Origin of the sequence: Burkholderia pyrrocinia, from assembly GCF_003330765.1 — a bacterium.
Classification (GTDB): domain Bacteria; phylum Pseudomonadota; class Gammaproteobacteria; order Burkholderiales; family Burkholderiaceae; genus Burkholderia; species Burkholderia pyrrocinia_B.
This window is the reverse complement of sequence record NZ_CP024902.1, coordinates 1,706,188-1,718,167: the sequence shown is the minus strand read 5'-3', so window position 1 is coordinate 1,718,167 and position 11,980 is coordinate 1,706,188. Positions and strand designations below refer to the sequence as shown.

Genomic DNA, 11,980 nt, shown 5'->3' with positions numbered 1-11,980 from the left:
AGCGCCGCGCCACCGAGATTCATATGGTTGATCTGCGCGCATCGTCATCTCGCTTACTGCGTGCCCTGCCCACTACCGGACATGCCGGCGGACGAACCAAGCTGCGTGCTCATCGACTCCGGAATCTTGTTCTTGAACGAATCGAGATAGCGCTGGTAGACGAGCGACGCGACGTCGCCGAGCATTGGCTGCGTCGGTGCCGCCGCACGGTTGTCCCGCTGCATCGAGAGCCACTCTTTCGTCGAACGGTCGACGTCGGATACGGCCGGTGCCGTTCTCTGTTGCGCCTGCGCGGTTATGGTACCCATTGCCATAGCCATGATCGCGCCCAGCACCGCGATTCGACCCGCAAGCGCGTTCCGGTAATGTTTATTATTCATGTCGTTCCCCGCCTGTCCGTTCATTGTGCAAACCGTTGCAGCAGCGGCACGGTCTGGTCATAGCCGAAATTGTTTGCCATCGGCGTGATTGGCGCGGTCGCGGCGTGCCGCGACACCACCGGTGGCGTCGCAACCGCACGCTGTTGCACACGTGCCGCGGCCGCAATTTTCGCAGCATCGCTACTGATGTCCTTGCGGATATCCGCCGGCAGATGCTGCTGGTTCATCAGCCGCTGCGCGTCCTGCGCGCGCCCCGCCGCGAGCAGATACAGTGCGAGATTGCTGACGATCTTCGGATTGCGCTGGTCAAGTTCCGCCGCCTTCATCAGCGGCACCCGCGCGCCGACCACATCGCCGTTGCGCAATTTCGCATACGCGAGATCGGACAGCAGCGATGCGTCGGTCGGCGCGAGCTCCGACGCCTGTGTCAGTGCCTGTACCGCCTGACCGAAATCGCCGGCCGCACCGGCGATCAACCCAAGTCCCCGGTAACCGCGAGCGGCGAGCGGCGTCTTGAGCAACTGCGTATATGCAGCCGCGCTGGCGGCCGGCTGGTCAGTCATCCGAAGTGCGTCCGCGCGCAGCAAGATCGTATCCGGCGACACGCCGTACGCCTTGTCGTAAGCGTCGATGTGCGCGAGCGACGCATAATAGAGACCCTGTGCCTGCATCCGCTGGATCAGCCCGAGATACATCGCGGGTGTATCCGGCACCGCTTGTTTCTGGTCAGCCGCCTGAATCAGCGCCGCGCGTTCGGTCTGTGCACCGATGCCGTACCCGCTTTCCTTGGTTGCGCATGCGCCAAGCAGCAGCACCGTTGTCGCGATACTTGCGTGCATCGCCATCCTGCTGATCCGCTTCATCGTCTTTCCTTCCACCCATCAATGATGCGCCGACAGCGCATGCATCACTGCCAGAAACCCGGGTCCGGCCGTCACGATCAGCAGTGCGGGCAACAGCGTCAGGACCATCACACCCGTCATCTTCACGGTCAATCGACCTATTCGCTCGCGAAGCATGGCACGGCGCGTCTCGCGCAGTCGGTCACCAAACTGCTTGAGCGGCTCCTGTACCGCGCCGCCGTGCTTGTCGACCTGCACCATCAGCCGCGCAATCGCGCGCAAGTCCTCGTTGTCGAACCCGCCCGACAATCGTTGCATCGACTGCTCGCGCGTGCGGCCCGCCGCGAACTGACGCTGCGCGATGCCAACCTCCGACGACAGTACGGGCATCATCCCGCGAAAATCGTTGGTCACGACCTGCAGGCTTTGATCCAGCGACAACCCAACTCCCTGCAACAAACGCAACATGTCCACGAACAGCGGCAGTTCATCGACGACGCTCTGGCGACGCGCGGCGGCACGGCGCTGCACGTAAAGTTTCGGCAGCATGAAACCGAGCGCGAATGCGGCGAACATGCCGATCATCCAGTATCCGCCCTTCATTCGTCCGCTGGCGAATATCGCGAACAGAAGCGGCACCCCGATCCCGCACGCGATCCGCGCGCTCAGGAACAACCCGCGCGTGCGTGTGTCGATGTAGCCGCATTGCTCGAGCAGACGACGATCCTCTTCCGCGACAATGTGCTTGCCGAGCCCGGTGTCGAGCCAGCGCATCCCTGCTGCCGACAATCGTGCGAGCATGCGCTCGACGCGCTGGCGGCCGCGCGGGTTCGGTTTCGCGGCAGCATTATCCTCCGTCACGGTCCGCCCCTTGGCCACTTCCAGCGCTGCCATGCGCTGGTCGAGCGCATCGGCCAGCGCACGTTCGGCACGCGACGCGGCGCTCGCACGCAGCAACGCGATCATTCCAAACAACAGCACGCCGAGCGCGCCGAGCGCTAGAGCGACCGATCCGATCTGAGTTGCTGTCATCGCATCACCTGAGTCGAGCCATTCGATACAACCACACGCTACCCGCAACCTGCATCAGGAATGCAAAGATGAGGAGAATTCGGCCGCCCGGATCGATCCACATTCCTTCCAGGTACTTCGGATTGGTCATCACGACAAAGCTGCCGATCCCGATCGGCAGCATCACGAGCACGAACGCCGACAGCCGCGTCTCCGCCGACATCGCCGTCAGCTCGCGCTCCGCCTGCTCAAGGTCACGCATGAACACGGCCATGCGTTCGAGCATCACGTCCGCGCGCCCGCCATATTTGACCGATAACCGCAGCACCGACCCGAGCAATTCGAATTCTTGCGCCCGGTAGATCTTCGCGATATGAAGCATCGCGCGATCGATCTCGACACCCGTACGCAGCATCCGGGACACATGATCGAGGCACGCCCGCAGCGGTTCCTCCGTCGTCAGCAGCGCGGCCTGAAATGCGGCCGGTACGCTGTTGCCAAGCGTCACCAGTCGCACAATCCCGTCGAGAAACGACGGGATTTGCCGCACGATTTTCAGCCGCCGCCGCTGGATTCGCGATGTGAGCCAGATGCCAAAAATCGCGCTCCCGCAGACGAGCGCCGCGAAACACGCAAGCGCGCCGCCGTGGCTGCCTGCGAATGCTGCAATCACGACCAGGACGGACAACGCGGCGATCGCTTTGCCACGCGCGCCCTCGATCCCTGCGCGGCTCACGAGGTTCGTCAGATACTCAGTCGCCACTGCATACCAGTGCGCCCAGAACGCGCCTGACATCACACTGTGCGCGGCACCGGACGACTGCACAGCACGCGACGCAGCAGGTGCCGCGGGTCTCACAGCCGACGCTGCCGCGCGTGCACCGGGTTCGAGCCGGCTGTCGATGAAGCGCTTCGCATCGGTCCGCACGCGCCGGGTTTCCGCATGTCGCCACAGCATCAGTGCCGATGCAACGCACACCATCGCGACCGCGAGCAACCAGATCATCGCGCTATACATTGAAGCCCCCGCCGCGGCCGAAACCGCCGCCCCCAAAGCCGCCGCCGAAACCGCTGTTCGTCAACGTCTGGCGGAAACGCGCGAGCTTCGGCGAATGCGGATGGATGCCGAGCGATTCCCAGTGATCGACTTCCTCGCCCTCCGGCGTCACGCGCGCTTCGTAGCGATAGAGTTCCTGCGTCGCGATGATGTTGTCGGACAGGCCGGTGACTTCGGTAACCGACAGAATCCGGCGCCGCCCGTTCGACAGCCGCCCGATCTGCACGATGAAGTCGATCGCGTTCGCGATCTGGCGACGCAAGCTCGACTCGGTACCCTGGAAGCCCGCGAAACCGGCCAGCATCTCGAGACGGTACAGGCACTCGCGCGGCGAACTCGCGTGAACGGTGCCCATCGAGCCGTCGTGGCCCGTGTTCATGGCCTGCAGCATTTCGAGCACCTCACCGCCGCGAACTTCGCCGACGATGATCCTGTCCGGGCGCATCCGCAGTGTATTGCGCAGAAGGTCGCGAATCGACACGACGCCGGTGCCGTCGAAGCCGCCCGGCCGGCTTTCGAGCCGCACGACGTGCGGGTGGTTCAGCGACAGTTCGGCCGTATCCTCGATCGTCACGACACGTTCGATTTCCGGAATGTGGAACGCGAGCGCGTTGAGCAACGACGTCTTGCCGGAACTCGTGCCGCCCGACACGAGAATATTGCAGCGTGCCTCGACCGCCGCCTGGAGCAGCGTGTTGATCTCTTCGTTGAACGTCCCGTTGCCGAGCAGGTCGGACGGCTTCAGCGGATCCTTACGGAATTTCCGGATCGATACAACCGGGCCGTCGATCGACAGCGGCTCGATCACAACGTTCACGCGGCCGCCATCGGGCAGCCGCGCATCGACCATCGGGTTCGACTCGTCGAGACGGCGGCCGATCGGCGCGAGAATCCGCCGCACGATCCGCAGCAGGTGCGCGTTGTCGGTGAAGCGTACCGGCAGTTTCGCGAGGATCCCGTGACGCGATACATACACGTCGTTGTAGCCGTTGATCAGGATGTCCTCGACAGCCGGGTCCGCGAGCAGGTCCTCGATCGGCCCGAAGCCCGCGAGTTCCTTCGTCAGCGCCTCGGCAATCGCACGCACCTCGGTCTCGTTAAGCGGAATGCGGCGCAGGCGCACGAAGCTGTCGATTTCGAGATCGACGAACTGGTTGATCGCCTGGCGGGACCAACGGCCGAACTCGGCGCCCAGTTCTTCGATGCGCGTCAGCAAGTGCTCGTGCGCGGCATTCTTGATGTCGTGGAATTGCTGCGTCTGGGAGAACGGCGCTGCGCCGTCGGCGAATTGAATGTCGTGTGCCATCGGTTACGACCGCTTGGACGAGGGTTGAATGAAACGTTTGAGCGCGGACAGGCCCGGCGCGGCGCGTGACGCGCCCGCCATGCCCGATACGCCAGGCAGCCGCGCGGCAAGGGATTCGAGTGCGCGCACATACGGATCGCGCTCCGCCGCATCGACAATGAGCCGTCCCTGGTTCGCGGCATGGCCGATCGCGACGCGACGCGCGGGCAAGGTGCCGACCAGCGACAACCCGAGACGCTCGGCGATCTGCCCGGGCATCAGATCCAGCGCGGAATCGTACTGGTTGACCACGAGCTTGACGCGGTCGGTATCGACGCCCGCATCGCGCAGCCCGGTGAGCAGGTCAGCCGCCGACACGATCGATGCGACGCCCTGATCGCAGACAAGCCACGCCTCGTCGGCCGATGCCGCGATCTGCGTGACGAACTCGCGATTCGAGAACCCGCCGAGATCGACGACCTGCTGGTCGAAGAACGCGCGAAAGCGGTTCAGCAAACCAACGCATGACGCATACGACACATCGCGCAGCCCGCCGAGATCCGGCGGCAGCGTCGTCAGTGCGACGCCGCTCTGATGCCGCGTGAGCGCGGTGTTCACGAACGTGCGGTCGATGCGGCGCAGATTCTGCACAGCATCGATGAAATGGAATTCGCAGCGCGTATTCAGGAACAGCGCACCATCGCCGGCGGGCAGTCCCAGATCGATCAGTGCGGTTTGACGTCCGGCCGGTGCGCCGCCATCCGGAACACCCGCCGCGCCCGGGCCGAGCGCACGCTTCTGCAACCACACGGCAAGATTTGCGGCGAGCGTGCTCACGCCCATGCCAGCGCGCGCGCCAAGCAGCGCGACGACCTTGCCGTGGCGGCTCGCCGGCTCGCTGACGTGCGACAGCAATCCACGCGTTGTGCGCAGCGCGTCCTCGGCCGATGCCGACACGTCGATGAAATCGCGCACGCCCGCACGCAGCGCCGCAAGCGTGCTCTCCGGCTGCGCGAGCGAGCCGAGCGCAACGATCGGCAGGCCCGGATGCGCAGCGCGCACCGTGGCGGCAGCGACGCTCGCTGCTTCGCTGCGTTCGGAGAAATCGATGAAGACAAGCGCCGGATTGAGCCCCGTGATGCGTTGTGCGAGCACACCCGGCTCCAGCGAGGCGGCCTCGACCGCACCGGCCGACACCAGGGTGTCGGCCAGCCAGCGCACATGCGCTTCCTTCTGCGATGCACAAACAAAGTAGTCGGTCACGGCGGGTTCACACAATGATTGGATTCGTGCATTCATGTCGAACACCCCCGATTACGCAAGGCGTAGCGATGTACCGCAACGCGCAATGCTTTAAATTCATTTCGAAAACCCCGGCGCTGCATCTGGCGACGCCGCGCCGCCGAGATAGGATCGCCAGACCGGCCCGTCACGCTGCTCGGACAACTCGCCGGGCGTGGCCGGCAGTACCGCCCCCTTCGCGATCGGTGCGACGAGATGCGGCGTCACGATAATCAGCAACTCCTTGTCGTTCTGCTGGTAATTCAGGTTCTTGAAAAACGTACCGATGATAGGCAGATCGCCGAGCAGCGGCACCTTGCTCACGTTCGACATCGTCTGGCGGTCGATCAGGCCGCCGATCACGAAGCTCTCACCGTCGCCGAGTTCGACCGTCGTATCAGCACGACGCGTCGTGATGCCCGGCACGGCGACGCCGCTGATCGTCACGCTGTTCACGAAGTCGAGCTGACTTGATTCCGGCGCGACCTTCAGCGCGATCCGGTTCGGGCTCAGCACCGTCGGGGTCAGCGACAGCCCGACGCCGTATTGCTTCCACTGGATCGCGGTCGAACCGAGCCCCTGCGGCGACGGCACCGGAATCTCGCCACCAGCGAGGAAGCTGGCGCTCTGGCCGGACAGCGCTACGAGAGTCGGTTCCGCGAGCACGCGGGCAAGGTTGTTCGCTTCGAGCAACGACAGATCGGCGAAGATACCGCGTCCCGCCGCGTTCACAACCAGATTAAATGCAGACGCAACTGGTGCACCAAGCGTCGGAATGTACCCTCCCGTGCCCGGACCTGATCCGCCGTTATACGACTGCACACCGCCCGGCGAGAACGAGCCGAACGAAAAGCCATTGCTCTGCTTGAAGAAGTTGAACCCCACCTGCTTGAGCACCGAGCGACTGAATTCGACCACTCGCACGTCGACCTGCACCACGTTCTTGCCAGCCAGCGTCGACCGATCGATCACCGTGCCTTTCGGGCTCATGTTCTTGGCGACCGCCACGGCCCGTTGGTGAGCGTCGAGCGAGGTCGCCGCCCCTCGCAACACCGACGTCCCGCCGTACGCTTTCACCTGCGGGGTCGAACCGTCAAGCACCGCATGCGCAGCCGCGTCGACGACTTCAACGTTCCAGACCGTCGGCTCGTCGCGCCCGCGTTCCCACAACATCACGTTCGTCGCGCCTGGCGCTTTCGCGGTCAGCAGCACGGAACCGGAACGACTGCCCTTCATGATCAGCACATCGGCGATCGCCGGATCGCCGACCGCGATTCGCTGCAGCGCGCGGCCGGCGGAAATCTGCCGCTGCGCGCCGACCGCGAGCTCGATCGTGCCGCTCGCGCTTGCAATTGAGGCGAATGTCAGGGCCCAGAGAGCAATCGCGAATGCAGTCAGTGTGTTTTTCATTGTTTGTTGGACCGTCGCACGGCCTTTACTTGTCGTCGCTGATATCGATGGCCATCGATGTTGTTCAATATGCAACCGTTTCCGACCGGCCGCCGCGGATCACCTCGATGCTGCCCCCGCCTCCGCTTCCGCCGGACCGCATCGCCGGCTGCAGGCGCGATGGCAGCGGCGGCACATTCACGTTGGCCACCGCAGTCCTCGGCGTGCCGGACAGCTGCTGCAGCGATACACCGGCTGCGGCAAGCGCCGACGGCGACAGCTTGTTGTCCGTGCGCACCGCCACCGTCTGCGTCGCAAGCTCATCGTCGCGCGGATTACGCAGCGCGAGCGTCAGTCGGCCGCTCGTCTCGCCGAGTGTCAGTGCATCGACCTGCGCGGTCGGTACCGCGAGTACCGCGATGCGCGTGTTGCTCGGCTGACCGTTATTGCCGTTCGTGTTGCTGCCGCTGTCGCGCTCCGGCGTCGCGTCGCCGAACGACAGCACGCGAACCTTCGACATCAGGAGCCGCGCTTGCGTCTGCGAAACTTCGCCGTCGAGCATCGTGCCGCCCCCTTCACGCTTCAGGTTCACGAATACGTCGACGAAGTTGCCTGGCCGCAGGCGGTTGCCGACCGCATTGGTCTCGTCGACGCGAACCGCAATCGCGCGCTCGCCCGGCTGAACGTCTTCGGCGAGCCCGGACACAAGTGCGTCCGAAACGATCGGGGTCGACGCTGGGATGTCCCTCGCAGGAATGCGACCGATCACGGTGGCCGGATCGGCAAACGCGCCTGCAGGGGCGGGGGCGGTCGGTTGGACCTTCAACGCATCGGCAGCAATCGGCTGACCGACCGGCAGCGTGCGCGTCGCGATTACCACCGACACCGGGTTCGCAGCGACGGCCTGTTGCGCAGGGACGGGACGAGACGTACTGCGCCCAAGCATCCATGCATAGATTCCGAGCAGAACAGCGAGCGCAATCAGCAACCCCGCGATGATTTTTGTCAGATTGTTGGCCATGTTGATATGGGAATGCCGGAATCAGGTTCTGGTGCGTAACAACGGTCGGGCGATTACATTCGGTGTGCGATTCAAAGCATGCTTGGCTGAACCTGCACGGTCGCACTACTCTGCAACTGCGGCGCATTGAATATGAATATCCAGGGAATCAGCGGATTCGCCGCGTATGAATATGTCGTCGTTACCATCACGTTGAATGCGGATGTGGACGTCGATGCGAATGTCACACCACAGGTCACGCCGGGCGTTGATGCCGGCGCAGGCGCAGAGGTCAAAGCCTGTGCGGCGAAATTGACGTTCTGCGACCACGGCGCGCCAGCCAACGCTTGCGTCACGGCATTCCGCGCATTGACCTGCAGTCGGTCGCACGGCGCCGACGTATAGTTCAACGCGGCGCGCGCGCCTTCGGATGCCGCGAATGTCAGGCTTTGCTGGATGATGAAAATCATCCCGAACGTGACGATCGCGTATGCAATCAGGAAAAACAAAGGAAATACGATAGCGAACTCGACCGCCGCCACTCCCCGTTGCCGCCGCCATGCGGACGGCTGGCGCGCTTGCGTCCATCGAGCCATCACAATCCCCTCACATACACAAGGTGCAGAAGCCACACAACCGCGGGCATCACGAGAAACGCCGCATAAGGCGTCGCTCGGCGGCCTCCGAGCGTCATCGCGGGTGTGTCACGCGCGTACAGCGCGACGACCGAAGTCCGAGACCGAAGCATCAGCCAGAGCGCGTGCAGGCCGGCGGCAAGGCTCGCGATAATCCAGAGCCACAGTAACGCTTGCATGCCACACCACGCGCCCAGCACGGCGAACACCTTGACGTCTGCTGCGCCCATTACGCGCAATGCGAAGAAGGGGAAAAAGCAAACGAGCCCCACAGTCGCACCCACCAGTGATTGAGCCAGCGAAATTCCGAAGGGATTTCTACCGATGGTCGCCCCTACCAATGCGCAGACCAACCCCGCGATGACGAGCGAGTTTCGAATACGCCGGAAGCGGATATCGCTAGCTGCGACAAATGCCGCCCAGCCCAGGAATGCCCCGATGAAGATAAGACGAGCCATCACGTCGCGATTCACCCCGACCAAGACAGCGGACGAATTGTGTCAACAATTCGTCCGCCGCGCAGCCGCAAGACGATATTCAGAACCGGTGCTTTTTATCAGCCAGTAGTGGTCGTCGTACCCGTGCCGGAGCCCGAGCCGGACCAGCACGTGCTGCTCGGCGACGATACACAGGTTCCGATTTTCGAGAAGGTGCTGCTGAGATTAGTGCCTATCGATGAGGCTCCAGCAATGATGGCAACTGCAATGAGACCCGCGATCAGCCCGTACTCGATCGCGGTAACCCCGTTTTCTTCCTTGAAGAAACGCTTGATGATTGCTTTCATTTTTTATTCCTCGTGCCTGTACGTACGTTTTTTTGGCCTTTTATACGTTCTACGTCCCCGCATATCTGGCCGTGTTGCCCCATATCGTTCGCCACATCTTCTGTAACGACAACCGGGTGCGCTTTCTTTATAGTTCGCCCCGAAGGGCATGTCTCACAATTTGATACAAGTTAACATTCGCGATAGTGATCCTCCCCGAACGTTGTGTACCGAACCGTACATTTGCTTACATCTTCTCCGGATTCTATATCCGATCCTATTTAACTTCCAACCTCTTTCAACGACTCGAATCGAAAAAAATGACCAGAAGCACGACGTATTTGTACGGCGTTTCGGTACGTCTTACACATAGGATTTACGATAGGTTAGATGTGCACACCTAATCCACCAGTAAAACAGTTGCCGCGTCCACCAAGCCTGCGTGGGCCCCACGTTACGCCGCACGCGTAACGCCAATGTTGTGACGTTACGTTACGAAACGGCCGAAACCGTTCTCATTCGCCTGCACTTAAACAAATTCAACAATCTTTCAATTTCCATAACTTCCTTTTCCGACAAGGAATTGCCTCGTTTAAAACCTGTTGTCGAACCGTCGCGCATCGAAATGGCACGACAGTTGCAGAGTAGTCCTCGCACCACTCAACACAACGCAGTTCACAACACATTTTTAACGCGAGGATAAAATGGACATTAAGGTTATCCCCCATGGCGTGTTCCGGACGACTCTGATCGCGGCCACCGTTGCAGCCATGCTTTCCCTCTCCGCGTGCGGCGGCTCCGGCTCCATCAGCCAAGGCCTCGGCGGCGGCTCGAGTTCGGGCGGCGGCGATTCGATCTCCACGTCGGGCGGCGGCACCTCGGGCGGCACCTCGGGCGGCACCTCGGGCGGCACGTCGGGTTCGACGAGCGGCAGCACGTCGGGCAGCACCAGCGGCTCGACCAGCGGCAGCACGAGCGGTTCGACGAGCGGCAGCACCAGCGGCTCGACGAGTGGAACGACCAGCGGCACGAGCGGCACCTCGGGTGTGTCGTCGAACGCGGTGGGACAGGTCCTCGCAAGCGGCAGCAATCTCGTCACGGGTATCGGCTCGTCCGTATCGGGCCTCGGCTCGGTCATCGCCAGCCAGTCGCTGCCGGGCGTCAATCCGGCCACCACGCAGGCAGCGGGCGGCATCGTGCAAAACGTCGGCGGCGCTGTGACCGCGCTCGGCAACGGCCTCGGCAACGGTCTCGGCCAGCTCGGCGCGACGAAGGATCCGATCGGCACCACGGTCGCCAGCACGGGCAGCGTGGTCAATCAGCTCGGCGGCGCAGTCACGCAGACGGGCAACCTGGTCACGAGCCTCGGCAGTGGCCCGCTGTCGCCGCTGGCGCCGGTCACGGGTGCCGTCGGCGGCCTCGTGTCGACGCTCGGCGGCGCCGTATCGAACGGCGGCACCACCCTCGCCAACGCGCTGTCGACCGGTCCGATCCAGCAGGTCACGCAAACGGTCAGTTCGGCCATCACGCCGATCACGACGATGGTTGGCCAGACGACCCAGACGATCGGCTCGGCGACCGGCCTCGGCGCGCCCGTCAACACGCTGCTCGGCACGGTCGGCAACGGCCTGAACCAGGCCGGCGCCCTGCTCGCATCGACGGGCGGCAACCCTGTCACGACGGGCCTCGGCAACACCGTCTCGTCGACGGGCAACACCGTGAAGACCGTCGGCGGCCTGCTCACGGGCGGCACCGGCGGCGTGACCAACCCGCTCGCACCGCTCACGGGCCTCGTCTCCACGGTCACCGGCGCACTGGGTGGCGCAACAGGCGGCAGCGGCGGCCCGCTCGCCCCGGTCACCGGCCTCGTCTCCACGGTTACTGGCGCACTGGGTGGCGCAACGGGCGGCGGCAGCGGCCCGCTCGCCCCGGTCACGGGCCTCGTCTCCACGGTTACCGGCGCACTGGGTGGCGCAACAGGCGGCAGCGGCGGCCCGCTCGCCCCGGTCACGGGCCTCGTCTCCACGGTTACGGGCGCGCTCGGCGGCGCAACGGGCGGCACGAGCGGCAGCCCGCTCGCGCCGGTCACGGGTCTCCTCGGCGCAGTCACGGGCGCACTCGGCGGTGCGACGAGCGGCGCAGGCGGCAGCAGCCCGCTCGCCCCGGTAACGAACGCGGTGTCCACGGTCACCAGCACGGTCGGCGCACCCGCACTGACTGGCGGCACGGGCGCCGTCACGAACTCGGGCTCGTCATCGAATCCGCTCGCACCTGTCACGTCGCTGATCGGCGGCCTGCTCGGCGGCACGCACGGCAAGTAAACCAGTATCCATTCAT

At 63.8% G+C, this 11,980-nt stretch carries 12 protein-coding genes; 1 reads left to right on the top strand and 11 read right to left on the bottom strand.

The annotated features are described in order from the left end of the window. Nucleotides 1–53 precede the first annotated feature (53 nt). The 11 genes from CUJ89_RS08185 to CUJ89_RS08135 all read right to left on the bottom strand — a co-directional run bounded on the left by CUJ89_RS08185 (nt 54) and on the right by CUJ89_RS08135 (nt 9,664). Nucleotides 54–404 (bottom strand): DUF3613 domain-containing protein, encoded by a 351-nt coding sequence (locus tag CUJ89_RS08185; RefSeq protein WP_415859039.1) that lies wholly within the window; start codon nt 402–404, stop codon nt 54–56. Next, nucleotides 401–1,243, bottom strand: a complete 843-nt coding sequence (locus tag CUJ89_RS08180; RefSeq protein ID WP_114176882.1) for a tetratricopeptide repeat protein — start codon at nt 1,241–1,243, stop codon at nt 401–403. Before CUJ89_RS08180 ends, CUJ89_RS08185 begins: the two co-directional genes overlap by 4 nt. A gap of 18 nt (nt 1,244–1,261) precedes the next feature. After that, nucleotides 1,262–2,254: a type II secretion system F family protein gene (locus tag CUJ89_RS08175; RefSeq protein ID WP_114176881.1), complete on the bottom strand. Its 993-nt coding sequence runs from the start codon at nt 2,252–2,254 to the stop codon at nt 1,262–1,264. 4 nt (nt 2,255–2,258) lie between these two features. Further along, nucleotides 2,259–3,251: a type II secretion system F family protein gene (locus CUJ89_RS08170; RefSeq protein ID WP_114176880.1), complete on the bottom strand. Its 993-nt coding sequence runs from the start codon at nt 3,249–3,251 to the stop codon at nt 2,259–2,261. Next, nucleotides 3,244–4,596, bottom strand: a complete 1,353-nt coding sequence (locus tag CUJ89_RS08165; RefSeq protein ID WP_114176879.1) for a CpaF family protein — start codon at nt 4,594–4,596, stop codon at nt 3,244–3,246. The genes CUJ89_RS08170 and CUJ89_RS08165 overlap by 8 nt, the downstream gene beginning before the upstream one ends. A gap of 3 nt (nt 4,597–4,599) precedes the next feature. Beyond that, nucleotides 4,600–5,874, bottom strand: coding sequence for a fimbrial protein (locus CUJ89_RS08160; RefSeq protein WP_114178540.1), 1,275 nt, complete (start codon nt 5,872–5,874; stop codon nt 4,600–4,602). 60 nt (nt 5,875–5,934) lie between these two features. Further along, complete coding sequence (locus tag CUJ89_RS08155) at nt 5,935–7,266, bottom strand: type II and III secretion system protein family protein (RefSeq protein WP_114176878.1); 1,332 nt, start codon at nt 7,264–7,266, stop codon at nt 5,935–5,937. A 64-nt stretch (nt 7,267–7,330) separates the two neighbouring features. Further along, the gene (gene cpaB, locus CUJ89_RS08150) at nt 7,331–8,266 is read right to left on the bottom strand and encodes a Flp pilus assembly protein CpaB (RefSeq protein WP_114176877.1); all 936 of its coding nucleotides are present in this window, start codon (nt 8,264–8,266) and stop codon (nt 7,331–7,333) included. A gap of 71 nt (nt 8,267–8,337) precedes the next feature. Further along, nucleotides 8,338–8,841, bottom strand: a complete 504-nt coding sequence (locus CUJ89_RS08145; protein WP_114176876.1) for a TadE/TadG family type IV pilus assembly protein — start codon at nt 8,839–8,841, stop codon at nt 8,338–8,340. Continuing rightward, nucleotides 8,841–9,338, bottom strand: coding sequence for a prepilin peptidase (locus tag CUJ89_RS08140; RefSeq protein WP_114178539.1), 498 nt, complete (start codon nt 9,336–9,338; stop codon nt 8,841–8,843). The genes CUJ89_RS08145 and CUJ89_RS08140 overlap by 1 nt, the downstream gene beginning before the upstream one ends. A 98-nt stretch (nt 9,339–9,436) precedes the next feature. After that, nucleotides 9,437–9,664, bottom strand: coding sequence for a Flp family type IVb pilin (locus tag CUJ89_RS08135; RefSeq protein WP_114176875.1), 228 nt, complete (start codon nt 9,662–9,664; stop codon nt 9,437–9,439). Nucleotides 9,665–10,347: 683 nt separating this feature from the next. Between CUJ89_RS08135 and CUJ89_RS08125 the strand changes: the two genes are divergently transcribed. Continuing rightward, a complete protein-coding gene (locus tag CUJ89_RS08125; RefSeq protein WP_114176873.1) occupies nt 10,348–11,964 on the top strand; it encodes a collagen-like triple helix repeat-containing protein in 1,617 nt (538 codons plus the stop codon). The last annotated feature ends 16 nt before the right edge of the window (nt 11,965–11,980 follow it).